General features: G+C 51.4%; 22 protein-coding genes, 1 tRNA gene and 1 pseudogene. 14 read left to right on the top strand and 10 right to left on the bottom strand.

Annotated elements, in window-relative coordinates; translation table 11 throughout:
- Window positions 1–305: pseudogene (locus tag AC3OH0_RS02060) on the bottom strand (multiprotein bridging factor aMBF1); the annotation flags it as partial.
- Between the two features lie 80 nt (window positions 306–385).
- On the opposite strand from AC3OH0_RS02060, the gene AC3OH0_RS02055 reads away from it, so the two are divergent.
- From AC3OH0_RS02055 to AC3OH0_RS02045, 3 genes are read left to right on the top strand one after another with little or no spacing between them, the layout of a single operon-like run.
- A complete protein-coding gene (locus AC3OH0_RS02055; protein WP_193436358.1) occupies window positions 386–1,600 on the top strand; it encodes a proteasome-activating nucleotidase in 1,215 nt (404 codons plus the stop codon).
- 23 nt (window positions 1,601–1,623) lie between these two features.
- Complete coding sequence (locus AC3OH0_RS02050) at window positions 1,624–2,115, top strand: PUA domain-containing protein (RefSeq protein WP_498344572.1); 492 nt, start codon at window positions 1,624–1,626, stop codon at window positions 2,113–2,115.
- Window positions 2,102–2,845, top strand: a complete 744-nt coding sequence (locus tag AC3OH0_RS02045; protein ID WP_498344571.1) for a proteasome assembly chaperone family protein — start codon at window positions 2,102–2,104, stop codon at window positions 2,843–2,845. The genes AC3OH0_RS02050 and AC3OH0_RS02045 overlap by 14 nt, the downstream gene beginning before the upstream one ends.
- On the opposite strand, the gene tgtA is transcribed toward AC3OH0_RS02045, so the two are convergent.
- Window positions 2,796–4,364 (bottom strand): tRNA guanosine(15) transglycosylase TgtA, encoded by a 1,569-nt coding sequence (tgtA, locus tag AC3OH0_RS02040; RefSeq protein ID WP_498344570.1) that lies wholly within the window; start codon window positions 4,362–4,364, stop codon window positions 2,796–2,798. The genes AC3OH0_RS02045 and tgtA overlap by 50 nt on opposite strands.
- A 5-nt stretch (window positions 4,365–4,369) precedes the next feature.
- Window positions 4,370–4,819, bottom strand: coding sequence for an Lsm family RNA-binding protein (locus AC3OH0_RS02035; RefSeq protein ID WP_193436863.1), 450 nt, complete (start codon window positions 4,817–4,819; stop codon window positions 4,370–4,372).
- A gap of 87 nt (window positions 4,820–4,906) precedes the next feature.
- Here AC3OH0_RS02035 and AC3OH0_RS02030 point away from each other — a divergent pair, with 87 nt between their 5' ends.
- From AC3OH0_RS02030 to AC3OH0_RS02020, 3 genes are read left to right on the top strand one after another with little or no spacing between them, the layout of a single operon-like run.
- Window positions 4,907–5,263: a DNA-directed RNA polymerase subunit G gene (locus AC3OH0_RS02030; protein WP_498344569.1), complete on the top strand. Its 357-nt coding sequence runs from the start codon at window positions 4,907–4,909 to the stop codon at window positions 5,261–5,263.
- Window positions 5,264–5,313: 50 nt separating this feature from the next.
- Window positions 5,314–5,658, top strand: a complete 345-nt coding sequence (locus tag AC3OH0_RS02025) for a hypothetical protein (protein ID WP_498344568.1) — start codon at window positions 5,314–5,316, stop codon at window positions 5,656–5,658.
- Between the two features lie 56 nt (window positions 5,659–5,714).
- Complete coding sequence (locus tag AC3OH0_RS02020; RefSeq protein WP_498344567.1) at window positions 5,715–6,713, top strand: ATP-binding protein; 999 nt, start codon at window positions 5,715–5,717, stop codon at window positions 6,711–6,713.
- Between the two features lie 15 nt (window positions 6,714–6,728).
- On the opposite strand, the gene thsB is transcribed toward AC3OH0_RS02020, so the two are convergent.
- The gene (gene thsB, locus AC3OH0_RS02015) at window positions 6,729–8,375 is read right to left on the bottom strand and encodes a thermosome subunit beta (protein ID WP_498344566.1); all 1,647 of its coding nucleotides are present in this window, start codon (window positions 8,373–8,375) and stop codon (window positions 6,729–6,731) included.
- A 67-nt stretch (window positions 8,376–8,442) separates the two neighbouring features.
- A complete protein-coding gene (locus AC3OH0_RS02010; RefSeq protein ID WP_498344565.1) occupies window positions 8,443–8,703 on the bottom strand; it encodes a hypothetical protein in 261 nt (86 codons plus the stop codon).
- Between the two features lie 310 nt (window positions 8,704–9,013).
- Between AC3OH0_RS02010 and AC3OH0_RS02005 the strand changes: the two genes are divergently transcribed.
- The 4 genes from AC3OH0_RS02005 to AC3OH0_RS01990 all read left to right on the top strand — a co-directional run bounded on the left by AC3OH0_RS02005 (window position 9,014) and on the right by AC3OH0_RS01990 (window position 12,016).
- Window positions 9,014–9,937, top strand: a complete 924-nt coding sequence (locus tag AC3OH0_RS02005; RefSeq protein ID WP_498344564.1) for a DNA methyltransferase — start codon at window positions 9,014–9,016, stop codon at window positions 9,935–9,937.
- A gap of 118 nt (window positions 9,938–10,055) precedes the next feature.
- Window positions 10,056–10,595, top strand: coding sequence for a transcription factor TFIIE (locus AC3OH0_RS02000; RefSeq protein WP_498344563.1), 540 nt, complete (start codon window positions 10,056–10,058; stop codon window positions 10,593–10,595).
- 1 nt (window position 10,596) lies between these two features.
- Complete coding sequence (locus AC3OH0_RS01995) at window positions 10,597–11,568, top strand: DNA cytosine methyltransferase (RefSeq protein WP_498344574.1); 972 nt, start codon at window positions 10,597–10,599, stop codon at window positions 11,566–11,568.
- Window position 11,569: 1 nt separating this feature from the next.
- Complete coding sequence (locus tag AC3OH0_RS01990) at window positions 11,570–12,016, top strand: RecB-family nuclease (RefSeq protein ID WP_498344562.1); 447 nt, start codon at window positions 11,570–11,572, stop codon at window positions 12,014–12,016.
- Here AC3OH0_RS01990 and AC3OH0_RS01985 read toward each other — a convergent pair.
- On the bottom strand, window positions 12,006–12,956 hold the full coding sequence (locus AC3OH0_RS01985) for an aldo/keto reductase (RefSeq protein WP_498344561.1): 951 nt from the start codon (window positions 12,954–12,956) through the stop codon (window positions 12,006–12,008). The two genes, AC3OH0_RS01990 and AC3OH0_RS01985, sit on opposite strands and share 11 nt — an antisense overlap.
- A 78-nt stretch (window positions 12,957–13,034) precedes the next feature.
- Between AC3OH0_RS01985 and AC3OH0_RS01980 the strand changes: the two genes are divergently transcribed.
- Window positions 13,035–14,057, top strand: a complete 1,023-nt coding sequence (locus AC3OH0_RS01980) for an NAD(P)/FAD-dependent oxidoreductase (RefSeq protein ID WP_498344560.1) — start codon at window positions 13,035–13,037, stop codon at window positions 14,055–14,057.
- 125 nt (window positions 14,058–14,182) lie between these two features.
- Window positions 14,183–14,256 (top strand) — tRNA-Ile (locus AC3OH0_RS01975).
- A 14-nt stretch (window positions 14,257–14,270) separates the two neighbouring features.
- Here AC3OH0_RS01975 and AC3OH0_RS01970 read toward each other — a convergent pair.
- The 3 genes from AC3OH0_RS01970 to AC3OH0_RS01960 form a co-directional block, all read right to left on the bottom strand.
- Window positions 14,271–15,530, bottom strand: a complete 1,260-nt coding sequence (locus AC3OH0_RS01970) for an adenosylhomocysteinase (protein ID WP_498344559.1) — start codon at window positions 15,528–15,530, stop codon at window positions 14,271–14,273.
- Between the two features lie 67 nt (window positions 15,531–15,597).
- Window positions 15,598–16,284 carry a dolichol kinase gene (locus AC3OH0_RS01965; RefSeq protein WP_498344558.1) on the bottom strand — a complete coding sequence of 229 codons (687 nt, stop codon included), beginning with the start codon at window positions 16,282–16,284 and terminating at the stop codon, window positions 15,598–15,600.
- 87 nt (window positions 16,285–16,371) lie between these two features.
- A complete protein-coding gene (locus AC3OH0_RS01960; protein WP_498344557.1) occupies window positions 16,372–18,762 on the bottom strand; it encodes a DNA-directed DNA polymerase in 2,391 nt (796 codons plus the stop codon).
- A gap of 64 nt (window positions 18,763–18,826) precedes the next feature.
- Here AC3OH0_RS01960 and AC3OH0_RS01955 point away from each other — a divergent pair, with 64 nt between their 5' ends.
- Complete coding sequence (locus AC3OH0_RS01955) at window positions 18,827–19,897, top strand: mRNA surveillance protein pelota (protein ID WP_498344556.1); 1,071 nt, start codon at window positions 18,827–18,829, stop codon at window positions 19,895–19,897.
- On the opposite strand, the gene AC3OH0_RS01950 is transcribed toward AC3OH0_RS01955, so the two are convergent.
- Window positions 19,894–20,607: a nucleotidyltransferase domain-containing protein gene (locus AC3OH0_RS01950; protein ID WP_498344573.1), complete on the bottom strand. Its 714-nt coding sequence runs from the start codon at window positions 20,605–20,607 to the stop codon at window positions 19,894–19,896. The two genes, AC3OH0_RS01955 and AC3OH0_RS01950, sit on opposite strands and share 4 nt — an antisense overlap.
- Window positions 20,608–20,688: 81 nt before the next feature.
- On the opposite strand from AC3OH0_RS01950, the gene AC3OH0_RS01945 reads away from it, so the two are divergent.
- On the top strand, window positions 20,689–21,759 hold the full coding sequence (locus AC3OH0_RS01945) for a site-2 protease family protein (RefSeq protein ID WP_498344555.1): 1,071 nt from the start codon (window positions 20,689–20,691) through the stop codon (window positions 21,757–21,759).
- Window positions 21,760–21,801 lie beyond the last annotated feature (42 nt).

Raw genomic sequence — 21,801 nt, 5'->3', positions numbered from 1 at the left:
TTACCCTTCTGGGCCAGTCCCTGCTGCGTCCCCCCAAGCCTCTCCCTAGCCTCCCTAACCCTTTTAGCATAGTCCTCGACAACCTCGTACTCCTCCCTGACCGCTTTAGGCCTCGGCGGGGTTGCCGCAGGCTTCGGCTGTGGTGTTTTCTTCTTCTCCTCAATGTAAGGCCTAGCCTTTCCCTGGGTTACAAGCCTGTTGTAGCACTGTGGGCATGCTATTAAAACACTCCCCTCTACCACGATCTTTCTACAATCCCTGCTGTCCTCTACCTCTCTACCACATATTTCACAGTAGCATGGCATTTTCCCGCCACACCCCTGCTTCAATATCTACCTATGGTTTAAATGGGTTTTATAATGGGATAATAAAACCGGGTTTCGTTATGAGTAGTGAGATTGAAAACCTGGATCGGCTTGACGTTGTCGTTAACGAGGAGGATTACGTCAGGTATCTTGAAAACAAGGTTAAAACGCTGGAGAATGAGCGGAAGAACCTTCTGTTGAAGCTTAACTACTACAGGAGCGAGCTCGACAAGCTCCTCGCCTCACCCTTGATCGAGGCTGTAGTCGAGAACGTGCTCCAGGATGGGAAGGTTCTTGTTAAAAGTAGCACAGGGCCAACCCTTGTAGTCACGGTTTCAGACAACGTTGACAAGTCTAGAATAGTCCCCGGGGCAAGGGTAGCTTTAAACCAGAGGGGTTCTACAATAGTGGATGTTCTCCCAGAGTATGTTGACGCCCTCGTCCAGTCTATGGAGGTTATAGAAAAGCCTAGCGTGAAGTACGATGATATAGGTGGTTTAAGCGAGCAGATAAGGGAGCTACGGGAGGTTGTTGAGCTGCCTTTGAAGAACCCTGAGCTCTTCCAGGAGGTTGGCATCGAGCCTCCGAAAGGCGTGCTACTATACGGCCCACCAGGCTGCGGGAAGACAATGCTCGCCAAGGCAGTTGCCTCAGAAGCTGGCGCAACGTTCATAAGCATAGTGGGGAGTGAGCTGGTTCAGAAGTTCATAGGTGAGGGAGCCAGGATAGTCAGGGAGCTCTTCGCTTACGCACGCAGGAAGGCTCCTGCCATAATATTCATCGACGAGGTAGACGCTATCGCGGCTAAGAGAATAGATATTGGGACGAGCGGTGAGAGAGAGGTGCAGAGAACACTCATGCAGCTCCTCGCAGAGCTGGATGGTTTCAAACCCCTCGACAGGATCAAGGTTATCGCGGCGACGAACAGGATAGACATCCTCGACCCGGCCATCCTGAGGCCTGGAAGGCTTGACAGGCTTATCGAAGTACCGCTCCCAGACCTGGACGGCAGGGTTGAGATACTGAGGATTCACACCCGCAGGATGAAGCTGGACAGCAGTGTCGACTTGAAAGCAATCGCCAAGATGACCCAGGGCTTCTCCGGCGCCGAGCTCAAAGCCGTTGTCACGGAGGCCGGGTACAACGCTATCAGGGAGAACAGGAGGGTGGTCTCCATGAGCGATTTCCTGAAAGCTGTTGAGAAGGTTAAGAGTAAGAAGCAGTATAGAAGGGTTGACGAGTTCTCCCTAGAGGTAAAAGATAAAGGGGAGTACGTGAAGTATGTGTATCAATAAGCTTTCAAGCCGAGGATTCAGGGTTGATAACGAGGAAGCCTTTAAAGGAGGAGCTGGATGAAGCGCGGAGAATAGCTGAGTACCAGTTCAACGTTAGAGGGGAGGATTTCATCCCCGATGACTCTGTTTTCATCCTAAGCCCTAGAACCTACAAGCTGAGAATGATACTTGTTAACGGGGAGAAGTACCTATCCCTTAGAGCACAGGACTACAGGTTCATCCTGCACCTAGAGGCAGGCCGAAGGCTCAACAAACTCCTCCCCCACCCCTATCACCGGGTTTACGTTAAGCCGGAGTACAGCGTTTTCATACGTGAAGGCGGAAACCTCTTCAGCAAGCACGTGTTAATGGCTGACCCGGGGATCAGGCCGGAGGATGAGGTTTTAGTCATGGATGGGGATGAGGTGATCGCTGTGGGGAGAGCCATGCTCCCGGGCTGGGAAATAGTATATTATAAACGGGGTGAAGCAATAAGGATAAGAGAGTATGTGGGAGGTAAGCATGGGGAGCATTAAGATAATACCTTTGAAAAGCCTTGACAAATCACTCTTCGAGAACGCGCTGTTCATAACAGGCTACCAGGGTTTCGGGATGGTAGGATATTTGACAACCCGCCACCTGGTTAGGGAGCTGAAGTTTGAGAAGATAGGGTTGATCAGGACGAAGCACATGCCCGAGGTAACCCTGTACGGGGATGGCGGGCTTCTCTACCCGTTCGAGCTCTATGCGGGCGAGGTGTCCGGGCGTAAAGTACTAGTGTTGTTGAACAACGCGGTTCCACACATACATGAGAGAACGGATTACGCAGAGTTCGCGGCATCCTTGATGAAGGCTTTCAAGGTTGATGAGGCGGTTCTGGTCGGCGGGTTAGACCCTAGTTTAAAGGAGAGCGAGGATGAGAAGTACAGGTGGATACCGATAGGGAGAACCAGGATCAGCTTGAACGCCCCAATCCTCAAGAACAGGCATGTAATAGGCCCGTTAGCCTTGACAATGATGTTTGTTGAAGCATACGGTTTAAACGGGGTAGTGGTCCTGGCTTACACGGATCTCTATAAGCCGGATCCGCGGGCCAGTGCTGTAGCTGTCGAGATCGTTGGGGAGTTGCTGAACACTAGGATAGATACTTCATCACTGCTTGAAGAAGCCAAGATTATTGACGCTATAGAGATGGAGAGGGAGAAGATTGAGAAAGCTATGGAGAGCGAGCTAGCAGAGAAGAAATCTCGCCTAAGCTATATATAAGGATTTTATCCCCATGTCTTGAATACTTCCTTATCCTTTCAAACAGCTCCCTGCTCATCCACGAGGACTCCAGGACTATTAAATCCCGGGCCCCAGCCTTCTCCACCAGCTTATCCATGAGCCTTGCCAGGTGCTTGTGGTTTAAAACATCCCTGGTTATCCCGCCCTCATGCTGGTAGAACGGGTACGTCGGGGATAGCGAGGGATGGAACACTCCCAGGGCTGGGTGTATGAACAAGACTTCAAACCCCTCCCCCACTCCAGCCTGACCCACCGTTAGCTTCAAGTACTCTGGCTGGTGGTTGAAGGGTTTGGAGTGAGCCGGGATCAGGATAACCCTCCTCCCTCTCACCCGGTTCTCTAGAACCTGGAGGCTCCTCCTCCTAGCGTGAGCCAGCCTGGGGTTTTCAAGCGAGTCCCTGTCAATAATCATCAATGCTCTACCATCAGGCTTTGAACGGGGATTATACTTCTCCAACAGCTCACGATACTTCTTAACCACGTGGAAGGCTCTCCTCAAGCTCGGGTGGGATTTACTCCTGTACTCGAGAAGCTCCCATAAACGGCCCTCCCTTATATGCTGCTTAACATTTCTTAACTCCTTCATTAAGACATGCAGGTTATGGGTTGCCAGAAGCTCCTCCCTCTCCCTGCTACCCAGCTCCTTCAACTCCTCAGCACTGTACCGGCTGCAGACAGGGCAGTTGCAAGGGAGGTAGGTTAGATCACTTATGTTCTTCGTCCCCGTCTCCGTCATGTATCTTCCATCCCTTGCGTAGAGTATGTAGCTCGCTGAGTCGAAGAAGTCCGCCCCCACAGCTACGAGGAACGGTATGATCATCGGGTGCCCCACGCCGAAGACGTGCAGGGGCCTGTCAGGAGGGAGGTGTAGCTTAGCCAGTGCTGTGAGCTCGACTATAACCCTGTACTCATACTTCTCCAGCAGCAGCGTCGGCGAGCCTATAGCGTACATCTGGTAGGGAAGCCTCCACGCCTGGATCGAGGATCTCACCAGGAGGTCCTTGTAGGGCGACCCCTGGATCGGGAGGACCCATACCTGGTCTGAATCCATTATGAGGGGCAAGGCTTCAGCAGCCCTCCTATAGGTTTCGCGAACGGCTTTAAGAGCCTCCTCCCACGTCATCTTGCTGCCTGTTGGAACATCTAGTATAACCCCTATGTCAACCCCTATGTTCTTCTCGTACTCGACAATAGTTTTATTGTCTACCTCGACATCGCCGTACACGAGGACCTGGTACCCGCCTGAGTCAGTCATTATGGGCTTGCTCCAGTTCAAGGCTTGGTGAATGCTTCTTACAGCTCCATTGTTTCTCTTGTAGAAAAGGTAGGCGTTCGTGATGAATCCGTCGTAGCCTATTTCATGCAGAACGTTTAAGCCAGGAGCCTGCCTAACCGGGTCTACAACAGGGAATAAAAAAGGGGTTTCAATCACTCCATGCCTTGTCCTAAGCTTCCCTATCCTCCCCGCGAGCTCGTACTCTCTAGGCTCAAAGTACAAATCGCCTATCCCTTTACAGCCTTTTCTTTAACAGCAGTATACTTCTTCCAGAGACTATACAGTGTTTCAGCCATCGGCCCAACACCTTCAACACCCTTCTCGCTAACCCTGTATCTTCCCTGAACCTCCACTATCCTGGCCTCCGGGATCACCCTTACCAGGTGCTCAGCAATCTTCATCTCGTGGAGCAGGAAATCCTTGAACTCCTCGGGGTCGAACAAGGGAACCTCGGAAACAAGTATCTCGGAAACCCTATCCCCCTTTATCACTACCTTCGGGAACTTGACACCGTTATTGTCTACAGCGTTTTGAATCAGCAGGTTTAGGGATGGATGGTCGAAGCCGATTAAAACACCCTCGTAATGCCGCCCATCGCTAAGGATAACCTTAACCTTCTTGTCAATCATGCCTGAGAGCTCGCTCACAAGCTTTCTTGAAGCATCAATCACAGACACCTTGATCACCTAAAGCTTTAATTTAGCTTAACGTTATTAATTCTTACTTAAAAATCAGATTAAATAGGTTTACGAGAGTGCGGAGCCATGAGCGTTAAGCTGGAATGCGTGATTGACGGGGTCGAAGACCTGAGAATGCCCAGGGTTTACAGGGTGCACGCTACCTGCGGTGAGGTAAAGCTCGATTTTGAGCTACACAACGACATCATCCCCAAGGCAATGCTAACCGGTAAGAACATGAGGGTTGAGGTTTCAAGTGAGAAGGAGAGCTGTCTCCAACACTACTTCTGCGGCCAGGGCTACGTGGTATCGGTGGGCAGGGTTGGCGAGAACCAGAGAGTAGTTATTTCGCTACACGGATTCCTGGTTGTGCTGAAAACCCCGTCCCAGCTGGGCTTAAACCCCATGGACCAGGTGTTCGTTGGAGCCGATTTCGAGCAATAAAAAGGTTAGAAGACCAAACATTTTAAGCAATCCGTTTTTCAAAGGGCGTTGTGAAGAATTCTCCCAGGCTTATAAGAATCTACCGCTTCATAAATGCGGGGGAGGAAGAGGTCAGGAAGGAGCTCTCCAGGATTGAAGAGCTTATCAAGCAAAGGGTTCTCGAAAACCCTGGGGTTGTCTACAATGTTTTAACAAGCATATCCCACACCGGCGTCGACTCCCTGATAATGATAGAGGCAGAGAACAGCGGGGATGCTGTCAGGGAATCCGAGCTCATCTACAACTTGCTAAAAGCCTCCTGTAAAACCCTGGATTTCGAAATCGTTGAGGAGGAATCCTGGAAGCAAGCATTATCTTCAGGGCTGAGGAGTTTTTTCTACGGAGGAAGCGGCTAGACACCATACCTTTCACGGTTGCAAAACCCAAGGTTAAATACCCTGTACAGCACAGGGTGGAGAGCGGTGACCAGGTTGGAGACTACGTTGTGGTAGGCTGGACCATTAACACTGTTCCAAGGCTTGAGGCTAGACTACCGTTAAACCTGTTGAACAGGCATATCCTAATAGTCGGGGCGACCGGGACAGGCAAGTCCTACACTGCTTCTAGAATAGCGTGGAGGGTTAGCCTGAAAGGGATCCCAGTGATAATTCTCGACTGGCACGGCGAGTACGGTGACCTGGTGGCTGAAGGGGTGAGGCTCAACCCGTTTGAAAACCCGGTGGAATTCCTCAGCACCAGCGACCCCAGGAGCGATGTAGAAGTTATCAGCGACGTACTGGGCTTGACTCCTCCGCAGGAGTACCTGCTCTGGAGAATCATCAGTGAGAAGGGAGGCAGGCTGGACGGGGTTGAATCCCTTGCGAGAGCCCTGGAAACCTACTACGACGATGCTAGCTGGCTGAGGGAGACAAGGCTTTCACTCCATAGAAAGCTGAAAATCCTAGCCTCAAACCCCTATGCCAGATTATTCAGCAGTAGTAGCGGGTTACCGGGAGATGCGGCCGGCCCCGGCAAGCCCTTGATAGTGGACCTGTCGCTGATCCGGAACGTTAACGTGAGGAGGGTGTACGGCACAATGCTTCTCGCCAGACTGGTTAACATGAACTACGGCTTGAGGAAGAGGTATTTGATACTTGTAGAGGAGGCCCAGAACTACCTGGGAAGGGAGAACCCTGTCGGCTTCCTAGCCAGGATGATGGGGGAGATCAGGAAGAACAACATAGGCTTCTGCGTTATAACGCAGTCGCCCTCGCTAATAATTGACCAGGTCCTCGTCAACACTAACACTAAGATCATTCACTCGGTCAAGTCGAACGCGGATTTGGAAGTGGTTTCGAGAAGCCTCTTCCTAGACCAGGAGACAGCTAGGATACTTCCCTACATGGATGTTGGAGAAGCACTTCTCTTCAATCCCAGCCTTAAAAAACCTGTTTTAATAAGGGTTGAGTAGTGAGGGATGAAAAGATTATTCTTCCTCTTTCTTCTCCTCTTCTCCAGGCTTCTTGCCTGCTTCAGCGCCTTTCTCAAGCTTGCTGGCAGCTATTAAGTCATCGATTCTCAGGATTATTGTTGAAGCCTCCGTGCCAGCCTTTATAGCGTTAGCCACCACGCTGACAGGCTCGATAACGCCGTTCTTGTACATGTCGTCAATGTCGCCGGTGAACACGTTCACCCCGATGTACTTGCCATCGTCTTTCTCATGGGCTGCTCTAAGCTTCATTATCATGTCGACAGGGTCTAGCCCAGCGTTCTCTATCAGAGTCACCACGAGTCCCTCCAGGGCCTTGGCGAAAGCCTCTATGGCGAGCTGCTCCTTCCCACCAACCTTCGTCGCCAGTTTCCTGATGTGCTTAGCCAGCTCTATCTCTATTGCTCCGCCGCCGGGTACTATGCGTCCATCCTTGATAGCGTCTGCCACTGCGGACAGGGCATCCCTCATGCTTCTCTCAGCTTCGTCGACAAGCCTCTCTAAACCACCCCTTATCACAATGCTCACAGCTCTTGGGTTCTTGCATCCCTCAACGAACACCATCTTGTCCTCTCCAATCTTCCTCTCCTCAACCAGCTTAGCGTAGCCCAGATCCTCGGGCTTCAAGTCATCGATGTTGCTCACGATCCTGCCGCCGGTCGCTCTCTCCAGCTTCTCTAGATCGCTCCTCTTAACCCTTCTCACAGCGAGGATGCCCTTCTTAGCGAGGAAGTGCTGGGCAACCTCGTCAATACCCTTCTGGGTTATGACCACGTTAGCACCTATCTCAACGATCTTGTCCACAAGCTTCATCAGTATTTCCTCTTCCTGCTGCAGGAAGGCTTTCAGCTGGCTTGGGTCGTTAATCCTTATCTCAGCATCGATCTCGGGCTTCTCGATCTCGAGGGGCGCGTCGAGCAGGGCTATCTTAGCCTCGCTAACCCTTCTCGGCATCCCAGGGTGGACAACCTCCTTGTCCAGCACGATGCCGTAGACCAGCATTGAGTCTAGGAGGGCGCCTCCATACTTCTTGATTATCTGGATGTTGTCAAGGTCAACATAGTACTTGTCTCCTCTCAGCTCAACGATCTGCTTAACCGCTTTAACAGCCATTTCGGCAAAGTACTCCCTGGCATCGTGCACTGCCTTGCTGGTTAGAGAGGTCTTGGCAATCTTCTTCAACGACTCCTCATCGTCAATGCTTATCGGCTCTGAGAGCTGGTAGAGCAGGTTTAGAGCCTCCTCCATCGCCCTCCTGTAGCCGGCGATTATGAGTGTTGGATGAATATTCTTAGCCAGCAACTCCTCAGCATTCTTCAACAGCTCGCCGGAGAAGACAACAGCCCTCTTAGTTCCATCCCCAACCTCGCTGTCCTGGCTCTTCGCCACCTGGACGAGCATTTTAGCGGCTGGGTGCTGTATCTCAGCCTTGTCAAGGATTGTCGCACCGTCGTTGGTGATGGTGACGTCTCCAAGAGCGTCAACCAGCATCTTGTCCATGCCTTTCGGCCCGAACGTTGTCTTAACCATTTCAGCAACCGCTCTAGCAGCCATTATGTTGGTTCTTAAAGCATCCCTACCAGCGGTTCTCTGGGTTCCCTCCTTAAGTATTAATACAGGTATTCCAGTTGGTTCGACAGCCATTTTCATTCACCCTCGTAAACTAAGGATCCAATGATCTGTGAATTTAATGGCTTCTATATAAACTTTTCTATCCCTTGGAAAGCTTGAAGCCTTGGGGAGGAGCCTCCAAGGCAACCTCCCAGTCAACAACCCTGTAGTAAAGGTTCAACTCCTCATTGTTTAAAACCAGGGTGTGGTCAGCCCTGGGGTCCATTACAACGACCAGGTAATCCCCAGCAGTCCTCACGCCTTTCACGCCAGGTATCCTGAGGAGGTGGCGTACTGCTGTGAGAGTGCAGCTTGCACAACCCTTACTCCTAACCTTCAGCTTTAACAGCTTATGGCTCAACCTAGTAAGCACCCGGGGCCTCTCCAGCAATTTATGCTTACACCGTCTTTTAACCGTGAACTAAGCGGGTGGTTGCTTCTGCACGGTATTTCAAACACTCCCGCTACCATGGTGGTTTCGCAACGGTTCACTCAGCACTCCTCCAGGAGCTGGGGGTTGCTGGAGTAATTCAGGTTTAAATGTACTCAATAGTTAATTAAGGAGTAGTAGGCTTGCCGAGGATTGTTACAGCAGTGTTCAGGAGCAAGATGGATTACAAGGTTGTCACACCCCTGCAAGCCCGCCGAGACCCTGGCCGAGGCTGGTATGTGTGAGAGAGGTGTTGGTTGAGGAGTACTTGGACTTCGCCTCCCGGAACGCTATCATAACCATTGATGATCAAACCATCCCGCTTAAACCTATCAAGGTGACGAGGCTGGAGCCCTCCTCGCAGGAGCTCCCCGATGTTTCAACCACTGTCTGGAGCTTCCCTAAGCGAGGCTCCTGGGCTACTCATAAAGGAGATTACAGGGGGAACTGGCCTCCACAAATCCCGCGTGCGCTAATCCTCAAGTACACTGGTGAAGGAGATATTGTACTAGACCCCATGGTTGGCTCGGGGACAACGTGTGTTGAAGCCGTGTTGCTCGGGAGGAACTGTATCGGCGTGGATTTAAACTATAATGCTGTAATGCTAACCCATCACAGGCTCTACTACCTGGTTAAAGCACTGGAGGGCAGTGGTGCCCCGCGGGGCTGGTATAGAATCTACCACGGGGATGCGAGGAGGCTGGATAAGATACAGGATGATAGCGTGGACTTGGTGGCGACACACCCGCCCTACCTCAACATAGTCAGGTATGGCGTGGAGAAGTCTGAGGGAGACCTCTCAGCTGTGAGAGGGCTGGAGGAGTTCCTGGCCTTGTTCAAGGAGGTGGCCAGGGAGATTTACAGGGTGCTTAAACCCGGGAAGACCCTGGCAATCCTCGTAGGAGACACACGGGTTAGGAAGCACTATGTCCCGCTAACCCACTACGTCCTGCTAACACTTCTAGACACCGGCTTCGTGCTGATGGAGGAGGTTGTTAAAATACAGCACAAGATGAAAACGACCAGGGAGGTTTGGAGCCGTTTGAGAAACAGGGATTTCCTGCTGATATATCATGAAAAACTCTTCATACTCAGGAAGCCTGTTGGCAAGGATTCAAGGCTGAGGTATAGTGGTAGGCAAGACTTCGTCGAGCTGAAGCTTTAAACAATAGTGGAAACCCCCGCCAGCCCTCATAGTATCACGCTAGGGCTCGTAGGTAAGAGTTGAATTTATGAGTGGGTATTTATAAATTAAAAAATGAACTGGGCTCTGCCGACTTGGAATGGTGGTTACGCTGCCGAGGAAAGAGGATAACGCTTTAATGAGGATTGCCAGGGACATCATCCGTAAGACTTATGGAGAGATAGCCTTGCAATTATTCGACTACATGCTGGAGAACAACGGGTATGTGGCTGAGGAAACCCTAACCAAGGACACCGGGATCAAGTCTAATGAAGGGAGGAAAGTACTTCAGAAAATGTCCGAGGAAGCAATAATAGTGCCCGGGAAGCTGAAGACAGGGGATGCAACCCTTCACACATGGGTTTTAAACAAGGTTGCGCTTAAGAGCTTCGTGCTCAACAGGTTGAAGAAGGCTAGGGAGAAGCTTGAGGCCAGGCTCAGCTACGAGAGGGATAACATTATCTACGAGTGCCCGGTGTGCGGCAGAAGATACTCCTTCGAGGAAGCCTACCTGAACGATTTCAAATGCGTTAACGAGGGAGCAGACCTCCTAGAGTCTAACAACGACGAAATAGTTTCACTCCTCCAGTTGAAAATCAAGGAGCTTGATGAGAAAATAGCTGAGCTGAGTGAGCTCTGAGTTGAAAGAATACACCGTAGTAGACTTGTTCTGCGGGGCGGGAGGATTCTCCCTCGGCTTCCACCTGACACGCAGGTTTAGAACAATCCTCGCCGTGGACAACTACAACCCCGCAGGGCTTACGTACAAGCTGAACTTTCCAACAGTGAAAGTCCTGCTCGAAGACATTAAGGAGGTTAGTGATCCACTGCTGAGGAAGACGCTGAAGGATGTGAAAATAGATGTGTTAATAGGGAGCCCTCCCTGCGAGCCGTTCACAGGAGCGAACCCGAGGCGGGAGCGCAACCCGTTGGACAGGCTGTACAAGGACCCTGCCGGGCAGCTAACACTCCACTACATCAGGATCCTGGGGGTTCTCCAGCCCAGGGTTTTCGTGATGGAGAATGTTCCAGCAATAACCGAGGATGGTTTAAAAGACGCTCTGCTAGGCGAGTTTGAAAGAGCTGGGTACGAGAAGGTTTACTTCAACATTCTTGAAGCCGAAGAGTACGGCACTCCAAGCCACCGGAGAAGAGTGTTTGTTTCAAACACTAGAATACAGCCTCCCCCCAGCCCCAGGGTCGTAACGGTTGAGGAGGCGCTCAGCAATCTCCCCCCGCCGGGAGGCTTCCCGCCTAATCATGAACCCCCGAAGGAGCCTTCCCGTAGAAAGGTTAAAAGGATGAGCATGCTTGACTGGGGCGAGGCCATGATTCACTACCAGGGGGCTGATAAGGAGCTTCCAAACCTGATAAGGCTTCACCCGCGCAGGATAGCCCCCACCGTGCTGGGATCCTCACGCTTCATACATCCCTACGAGAACAGGTTTCTAACAGTTAGGGAGCAGGCAAGGCTAATGGGTTTCCCAGACTCATTCGTCTTCACAGGAGGCAGGGATGACCAGTACAATATGATCGGTGAGGCGGTTCCCCCGCCTCTCGCCAAGGCGATAGGTTTATACGTTGCCAGTAAGCTGGATGAGGAAGGGGGTTGAAATGTACGTTGTGCTCTACTCTCCAACAGGAATACACAAGGTTGTAGAATTCCTTAAGACAATGTACCTGGTCGACGGGTTCACCCCCGTGATCGTTAAGCCCATAGGAGCGGCGGCACAGATAGGTGTGCCGGAGGCTCATAAAATAGCCTACAAGGCTGGGAAGCCCCTGATAGTTCTACCGGAGCTGGCAGATGTTTCGAGAATCCTGGGTGCCGACCCGGTCTACTACTTGAGCGATGAAGGCGAGGAAAAGGGGTTTGAAGAGGTTTTCACAACAGGCGGGAATGCTGCGGTGGTTTTAAACGCGGGTGATGTAGAGCCTAGTAGGAAGGAGCTTGAAAACGTTAAAACAGTATGGATTAGAAACTTCCCTAAGGGCTTGCCGGCCACCGCCTTATCCGGTGTCATAGTCTACAATGCATTACTACTGAGGACTACCAGGTAGCGTAGGATATCTTTACAGCACGGCTCTCCTCATCAATCCTTCTCCAATCCTCGTAGGAGAGCTCCCAGCCGAGCGCCCCAGCCAGCTCCTCAACCTGCTCCGGCGTCTTAGCACCCGGTATTGGCAGTATGACAGGACTGTATTTCAGCATCCAGTTCAGCACGACCTGGGTAGGGGTTTTACCATATTTTGCAGCCACGTCGCGCAGCGTGTTCAACAGCTTCTCAAGCTTTGCAAAGTTCTCAGGGTGGAAAACAGCTTCACCGCCCCTGACATCCTTGAACTCGGGCAGGGCTCCCGGCGAGTACTTCCCTGTTAAAGCCCCCTTGGCCAGGGGGCTCCAGGGTATGAAGGTGAGGTCGTTTGCTTCAGCATAAGGTATCAGCTCCTCCTCAGCCCACCTCTCAGCCAGGTTGAACCTGTACTGCATGCTGACAATGTCGGTGAAGGAGAAGGATGATCTCAACTCCTCGATCAACACCACCGGGTAGTTGCTGACCCCCAGGTATTTAACCTTGCCCAGGAGGACAAGCCTTTCAAGCGTTTTAGCATAGGTTGAAGTGGGGAAGTTGTGCCAGCAGGGCGGCCAGTGAAGCTGGAGCAGGTCTATTGAGTCAACCCCAAGCCTTTTCAGGGACTTGTCAACAGATTTGAAGATGTCGTGCGGGTTGAGGAACTCGCCAGGTATTTTAGTAGCAATAACCACGTCGTCTCTCTTAACATCAACCTCCTTGAGGGCTCTTCCCAGGAACTCCTCGCTCATCCCTCTCCCGTAAACCATGGCGGTGTCGAAGAAGTTTACGCCTAGCTCAACCGCTTTAGCGATCACCTGCTTAGCCTTCTCGTAATCGGTTAACCCCCATGCCTCACTGTACTGCCACGTGCCCAATCCTATTCTTGAAACTTTTAAATCAGTCCAGCCAAGAGTAGTGTACTCCAAGAGCCACACACCTGTTTACAAGTATGTGCTTCATGGTTTAAAACGCTTGAAGCTTATTACCATGTTTAGGTGAACCTAATGAGCACTAAGTTCAGGATTACCGGTTTATCCGCGGCGAGAACCGCTCCCGCGATAGAGGACAGGTATGAGACCATCGTGGTCGGGGGAGGGCCGGCAGGTTTGACAGCTGCGCTGTACAGTGTGAGATACGGGCATAAAACACTCTTGGTGACGAAGCTGCTAGGGGGCAACATCACGGAGGCACCCCTGGTTGACGACTATATTGGAGTACCCGACGTCTCAGGCAACGATCTCGCCGACAAGTTCGTGAAGCATGTGAAGAAGTATAATGTCCCAATAGTCATCGACGAGGTTGTCGACGTTGTGAGGAAGCCTGAGGAAAACCTTTGGTGTGTGAGGCTGAGGGATTTGAAGAAGGAGGTGTGTGCTTACTCCATAATCCTGGCGGTTGGGTCGGAGAAGAAGAAGCTTGGTGTTCCAGGCGAGAAGGAGCTTGTTGGTAAAGGGGTTTCCTACTGCGCAACCTGTGACGGGCCATTGTTCAAGGGTAAAACGGTAGCGGTTGTTGGAGGAGGCAACGCTGCGCTAACCTCAGCCATATACCTGGCTAAGATAGCTTCTAAAGTATACTTGATACACAGGAGGAGCGAGTTCAGGGCTTTCAACGTTTACGTTGAAGCAGCCAGGAGCAATCCCAACATCACATTCTTACTCGACAGCGTTATCAAGGAGATTATCGGCAGGGACAGGGTTGAAGCGATCAGGGTTCTAAACCTGGCTACCGGGGAGGAGAGCGTTGTAAACGTGGACGGGGTCTTCGTTGAGATAGGGCTTCAACCACCCGTCGAGTTCTTCAAGAAGATAGGCCTAGAGCTCGACGAGACCGGGAGGGTGATGGTTAAGGTTGACAGGAGCACAAACCTGCCAGGCATATTCGTAGCAGGCGACGCGGCGGGAGGACCGTTCAAGTACAGGTTTGAACAGATAATAACAGCAGCCGCGGACGGGGCGATAGCTGCTGACGCGGCTTGCAAATACGTCTGCGCCTTAAAGCATGCGGGAGGGTCTGCGCCCAGGTAACCCTCACAGTGGAACCGGGGGAATCTCTTTTTCGAAACACGCCTGTAGTGAAAAATCTCGAGCCGGCCGCGTGGCGTTAAGGTTAAAAAACCAATAGACTAGTTAAGAATCATGAGGGGTTTCGAGGGCCCGTAGCTCAGCCAGGTAGAGCGTCCGGCTCATAACCGGGTGGACCGGGGTTCAAATCCCCGCGGGCCCATTTAAACAGCCCTCCTACGTGCCAGCCTTCCACGACTTCAAATACTCCTCCTGCTCCGTGGTCAGCTCGTCAATGGATATACCCATTGACTCTAATTTCAAGCGCGCGACCATTTTGTCAGATTCGAGCGGCGGGTTCATGACCGCTGGCTTCAACGCGTGCTTGTTCTCTACAAGGTATTTAGCAGCGATAAACTGGTTGGCGAAGCTCATGTCCATTACCTCGCTTGGGTGTCCTTCAGCCGCGGCCAGGTTTACCAAACGGCCCTCTGCGAGCAGGTAGAGCCTTCTCCCATCCCTCAGCACATACTCCTCGACATTGCTCCTGATAAGCCTCTTCCCCACCGACAGCTTCTCGAGATCCGGTATCCAGACCTCAACGTTGAAGTGGCCTGCGTTAGCAAGTATGGCGCCATCCTTCATAAGCTGGAGATGCTCCCCTCTGATAACAGCCTTGTTGCCCGTGGCCGTGATGAACACGTCCCCGAGAGGGGCTGCCTCAACCATCTTCATGACTTCGAAGCCGTCGTGGACTGCTTCAAGAGCCCTTATAGGGTCAACCTCGGTTACGATAACCCTCCTAGCCCCCAGCCCCCGGGCTCTCGCGGCAATTCCCTTGCCAACCCATCCATACCCTGCTACCACGACGACTTTGCCGGCCACAAGTATGTTGGTGGCTCTCAGTATTCCGTCGAAAGTGCTCTGCCCTGTCCCATACCTGTTGTCGAACATGTGCTTGGTGTAGGCGTTGTTCACGGCTATCACAGGGTATTTGAGAACCCCTTCCCTCTCCATGGCAACCAGCCTGTTCACACCGGTGGTCGTCTCCTCAGTCCCTCCCACTATTCTCTCGGCTAAACCAGGGTATTCCGAGTGGAGGAGAGCGTGGAGGTCTGCTCCATCATCAAGCACTATGTCCGGCTGGCTCTCGGCAATCTTTCTCAAACACCAGTAGTATTCCTCGGGCGACTGACCCCTCCAAGCGTAAACCCTTACCCCGTACTCGACCAGGGCGGCGGCGACATCATCCTGTGTTGACAACGGGTTGCTCCCGGCTAGTAGTACCTCCTCAGCCCCAGCATCCTTGAAAGCCTTCATCAGGACGGCTGTCTCCTTGGTAACGTGTAGGACTGCGCCGATCCTGAGGTTTTTGAAAGGTTTTTCATCACGGCTTCTCCTACGCAGGAGCACGAGAACAGGCATGTGCTTCTCAGCCCATTCAATCTTGAGGCTTCCCTCGGGCGCGAGGCTTAAATCCTTAACCCTGTAATCCATGCTCACCACCATCCTAGATAGTGTTAACTAGTAACCGGCGTAATAAACAGGGTGTGGGAGAGAAAATTTAAACCCCGATTAGCCGGAAGCCTAGAATGATCAGGAAGCTGACCAACGGGACCGTTATGTTGTCATCGATCTTGCTATGTATCTCGAAATGCTCAATAATGCTTGCAACCAGTCCTGCGAAAGCCCCGGGAAGGCCGAGGATGATCTGCCCCACAGGCACTGTTACAACAGCCATCGCGAGGTTGCCGAACCATGACTTATTCCTCTTATTATACAGCGCGTTCCTCACGATCCCGGTTATCCCGTCGCCGAAGGACATGAATGCTACGGGGACAACGCCGTAGACCCAGTCCCTGAACACGACCCAGGAGGTAATCATTACAGCACCCCACATTATGACGAAGTTCACCTCGTTGATATTGTCGGGATCCTGGAACCAGTAGAGGAGCTTGCCCGTCTTATGCGGGATGTATGTTGCAAGGAATAGGAGGACGAGCATTGGGATAATCGTTAACGGCGTGGTGTACCCGAGAAGGGGGATTAATATTGACACGACGCCGCCGGCTAGGATGTGAATGATCTTCCTGTTATAGTACACGGCCTTGATGTGCGTGGTCCCCTTCTTAATCATCATGTTGTAGGTGAATTTCGTGAGAGGGATTACAACGATCAACACCCATATGAATAAAATAGCAGTATAGATGGACTCCCTGATCAATACCTCTGTAGATAATTCATCCAGCATAAGCCGACCTCTTAACCACTATCTGAAATATTGGTTAGAAGTAAGTAAAATACTTATTTTTATATATTTTCACAGCCTCATTAAATCCTAGCGTTTCCCAAGGTAGTCGAACAAGCTCTTCTTACCCGCTGTTGAAGCAATCTTTTTTAAATCATCCTCCGTGATCCCGAAGTACTCCAGTATTCTCAACGCTACAGGCACCACCTGGTGTTCAATATAGTAGTTGACATCCACCAGTCTTGGATCCTTGACGAGGCTGAAGGGCTCAGCTCTCTCAGATATTTTCCCAGCTCCTTTAACTATGATGAACCCTACCTTATCCCCTACATCTATCTTCAACCCTTTCCTCTCAAGCTTTCTCGCAGCAGAAACGTGTGGTGATTCCACATCGTATTCTTCAATCTTCTTGGTCAGGGTTTTCCATATGACCATCTTCTCAAGCGGTATCTTGTACTGCATCAGGTCCGCTATGACTGTTCTCACGTATTCAACAGCCTTGTCCACGTTCTTCTCTCTCAGGAGGATGCTGGTAATGTTCTCCTGCACCTCCTTAGCGAGCTCTGTCCAATCCCCTCTAACAGCCTCGAACCCGACTATATCTACCCTGCCATCCGTGAGCAACCCCGCATAACGCTTCTTAGCCTCGGTGAAGAAGACTCTCTCATAAATCTTGTCAATCTTTATCTCGAAGCCCAGCTCCTTCTCAACGTACTCCACGAGGTTCTTAACCTTCACAGGATCGTTCTCAACAAACAAGGAGTCGGTGTCGCCGTATATTACTTTCAAACCCATCTCCCTCGCTCTGTTGATCACTGTTGTGATCATCGTCCTGCCCCAGGCTGTGACAGCTTCAGCGCACTCGCGGCAGTACCACCTGGCCCCGAGCCAGCCCATATAACCGTATGTCGCGTTAGCCAGGATTTTAACCGCTCTCTGCCTCTCATCAAGTAGCCTGTACTCCATGCTTGTCGGCGGGTATTTCTTCATCTCACTCCTCAACTGCTTCCTCAAGCCGAGGAGCATTGAGAGGACGTTCTTGAAGAAGCCAGGGGGATCCCTCCTGAAGCAGTGCCCGACCTCGGGCGCTATGTAGTGGCTGGCTATGCTGCACCCGCCTGATCTATCAACGGTGTCGGGGCCCACGTTATACTTGATCATTATGTTAGGGTACATGCTCGTGAAATCCAAAACCGCTATGTTCTCATGTATTCCTTTCAAAGGCGTTAACACCACGGCACCCTTGTATGTTTCAGCCTCCTTCTCCTCCCTGTTAGGGATTAACTCGTTATTCAGCAACGCCTCGTGCATCAGGAACCATTCAAGCCTGTACCCCACGCTCGCCGCCCCAACCTGGTCAAGCGGGAGCCTGGTAATGTTCGATAACTGCATCGCGAACGGGAGGAATTTTTCAGCCAACCCCATTGTTGAGCGGACATCATCCTCGTTGTACTTTAAAAGCAACCCTTTCTTAGAGGGGTCGTTCCAGTACTTCGGGAAGTCCACGTAGTCTATTAAAACCCTTGAATCCCTCTTCATCACTCCCAGGTAGTCTGCGACAACGTCGAGGCTTTTGATCTTGATCTCGGGTATCTCATCCGCGAAATTGTAAAGGTCAACGTTCAGCCTCCCGGCCACGGAGACGTGTCCGTAAGTGCTTGTCGACGGGAGAGAATCCCTCTTCCTTCCTACATCCAGTCTCAAGCCCAGCGTGCTGGCTCTTTCCAGGAGGTACTGCCAGTCAAACCTGTTGCTATTATACCCTACGATTATGTCCGGGTCGTAGGTCTGGATGAACCTGGCGAACTCTATGATAGCGTTCTTATCGTTGAAGCCGTCGGCGAGGAACTGCTTGAAGACTCCGTTACTTGTTAGAACACCTATTATTATGACAGGGTCTCTGTCAGGCTTAGGAGACCCTGTTTCACTGTAGACTTCGATATCGAAAGCCATGATCCTGAGCTCCGGGGTCGACCAGTCATCAAGAGGCGTGATCTCTCCTTTAACCTCGTACTCTTCCTCAACCCTGTATGCCGGGTTCTTACCCCTGGCTTCAACCTCCACCCTGTGCCATCCGCACGGTTTTAAATGATGGTCGATAATGTATCTCAGGCTGAACCTTATGTCGGCCTCAACAACCTCGGCAACCTCAGGTATCTCCTTAACCTTCTCCCTATACCTTCTAACAGACTCCGGTATCACGGTCGTTATCCTTAAAGCGTTAACGGGTTTACCGTAGAATTTTTTCTCAACAGGCTCAGCCTTTATAATGGGCGAGGATCTCTCTGATAAGCCAATAATCCTTCTCGCAACGGCTTCAGCATTCGCTTTCTCCCGTAAAATAGCGTAAAAGTACGGCCTAAACCCCCTGTCCCTTAAAAGAACCCTCTTACCATCCCTTGTAACACCCCATATTATGATGTGGGGTTCCTGGGAAACTACTTCGTAGCTGACGTCCAGCAGGTAGAAATCCAGTAGCATGTGCTTCCCTTTAAAAATAATGTTTAAACAATCTCATAAACATGCTTCGTAAATGTGGTGTGGCTTGAAAATACTTGAGGAGGATTTGAAGAAGGGATGGATTAAAATACTCGTCGAGGACGAGGACGACCTTTGGATCCTTTACAACCTTCTGAGCCCAGGGGACATCGTCTACGGGAGGACGAGCCGCGAGGTGAAGCAGGGTGAGGGGGGCTCGAGCAGGAGGGTTTCCATGACCCTGGGCTTGAGAGTGGAGAAGCTCGAGTTCCAGGAGTTCTCTGACAGGCTGAGAGTTAGAGGTATTGTGGTGGAGGGGCCCGAGGAGTTCGGCGTGAAAGGACACTACCACACGATCAACCTCTCCCCCGGCGACGCCCTGGTGGTGTTCAAAGAGAAGTGGTCGGCCAGCGAGCTTGAAGCCTTGAGAAGGAGCTCTGTGAAGAGGAGGAGGGTGATGCTGGTGAATATTGATCATGACGAGGCGTGCATAGCCATGCTGACTGAGCAGGGTGTTGTACAGCTCAGCGAGGCCTATGGGAGGCTGCCGGGTAAGATGTACGCTAGCGGGTACGACGGCTTGCTTAGAAACTACTTGGAAGAGGTGTTTAAGCTTGTATCAGAATATGCTTCAAGGGAGAAGGTTGACGCGGTCATTGTTGCCGGACCAGGCGACCTGAAAAACACGCTTGCCGATCTCATACGCTCAGGTCTGAAGGGTTTACCAGTATATGTGGACTCAACCTCAATAGGGGGTTGCAGCGGCTTAAACGAGCTTCTTCGAAGAGATGTTGTCAAGAAAGCTGTCTCAGAGCTTTCAATCATAAGGGCCCGGGAGGTTTTCGAGGTTTTCAAGAAACTGGTTGTGGAGCAGCCTGAGAGGGTTGCGTACGGGGTTGACGAAGCCTACTGTTCAGCATTGATGAGCGCTGTAGACAAGCTTGTCGTTGTCTCAGACCTGATTAAGAGCGGTGATGAAGGAGTTAGGAACAGGGTTCTCGAAACCCTTGACAAAGCATTCTCATCGAAAGCAGACGTTTGGATCATCCCTGGGAGATCGGATGTTGGCGTTGAAGTAAGCGGTTTCGGCGGCATTATAGCGGTTTTAAGATACCCGTTGCAGAGCAAGACCTGCTAACGCTGGAGAGCCCTCCGCACAATACTGCTCCTTCTCGCAAGCTCCTGTATAGCGTGCTCGAAGGTCTCGTCAGGCTGTAGCACGTGTTTGAGGAAAACCCCTGTCCTCCCAACGCTGTCCCTCCTGCTGAGAACCCTAACCCTCTCGAGAACTGTTTCAACACTGATACCGAGCTTCTCGGCTACAACGCTTTCGAAACCTATCACTGGAGATTCTAAGTGCCCGTTAGCAACCGGCTCGATCAACACAAGCTTCTTGTTAACCCCGGGGACCCGCCTATCTCGGGCTAATCCATCCCTGTCGAGCAGTCCCCCAAACCTGTAGAACTCGTACTCGCGGGGCTTCAAGTCCGCGAGGGGGAAGCTCACGGTTTTCCTCTCCTCATCATCCAGCACGATGTATGCTTTAGGAGTGTTGGCAGGGGTTGCCATCACAATATACTTCTTCCTGACCTGGAGCCCGCTCAACTCTAGAACATACTCCAGCTTGTACGAGGGTATCGGGTAGGGGATGAAGACGTCTATGTCGCTCCATTCCCATACATCGCCTCTTGCAACGCTCCCGTGCACTACGGGGTTTAACCCGGTGACGACTAAGGCTTCAACTATTCTAATAGCTTCCCTCCTCAAACTCCTCAGCAGGCTCCAGTGAGCCTCGTTGTAAACAACCTCCTTGAACTCAGGCGTTTTCTTAACCTTCTCCCTGACCAAGACCCGGGTTCCTCTACCCTTCACTGACAATTATTATTTAAAGCACATTTAACAATATTCTACCCTGGTGTGTTTAAATACATGGACGCGTTCGCAACAGCGTTGACCGCGATCCTAGCGCTGTGGCTAGTGCTTAACGCGCTGCTCAGGTTTTCGAAAAAGCTTGCGGGAGGCAGCAGTGTAGAGTTGAAGTACGGGGTTATCCTCATCCTTAGGAAGAAATCTGCTTTGGAGACGAGCAGGGTTTTCAAGAAGCTGAGCTACGTCTTCACGGGGTTGTTCGCGATCTCCCTCGGGCTATTCCTATACTTTTCCGTCAACACTGTTGTTTCAAGAGTTGTGAGCAATGCTCCGGGTGCAGTCTTATTGATCCCGGGGGTTAACATAAAGGGTTTGGACATACTCTACTTCATAATCGCTGTCAGCATTGCGGCAATCACTCACGAATACTTCCACGCTAAAACAGCTGTGAGCAACGGCGTGGAGGTTAAGTCCTTCGGATTCATGATAGCATTCATCCTTCCACTAGCCTTTGTCGAAGTCTCAGAGGAGAGGTTTAACCCCTCGCCTTTGAAGGCTAAAACGAGCATTCTAGCAGCAGGCGTTGCAGTAAACTTTATCATCGGGTTGGCCTTCCTAGCCATAATTCTCCTCTCGTCAACACCTGCCCTCTACGTGCTAGGGGTTGAGCAGGGAGGTTTGGCGGAATCCCTGGGGATTTCAAGCGGTGACATACTGCTAACCATTAACGGGACCAGGCTGGCGGGTTTCGAAAGCTTGAGAAGCATTCTCTCAAGCAGTAGCGAGGGCGTGCTTGTTCTAGAGGTTTTGAAGCCTGACGGGGAAGTAGTTGTCAAGCAGTTCTACAAGAACAGCACCCCCGTGAAGCTCGGGGTCAACCTGACCGAGACAAGGGTGCCGGCTGAAGGGTTAGCAAGACTCCTCGGATACTCATCATCAACAGGGTTGCTGAAAGCGTTCTCATGGATATACCTGGTAAACTTCAACCTAGCATTGATCAACGCCGCCCCCATATTCATAACGGACGGCGGGAGAATAGTCTACGAGGTGCTGGGGAATAAGCTTGGCTTGATCGTTAACAGCATGTGCACCGTAATCCTAGTGCTTATGATAGCCCCTATCCCGTTCTAACCGCTGGAAAAATAGTTAATAATCTCCTGTAATAAAATATTA

Source organism: Thermosphaera sp. (genome assembly GCF_059755995.1).
Note: the sequence above shows the minus strand (reverse complement) of the source record. Positions and strands in the feature narration are given on the sequence as shown.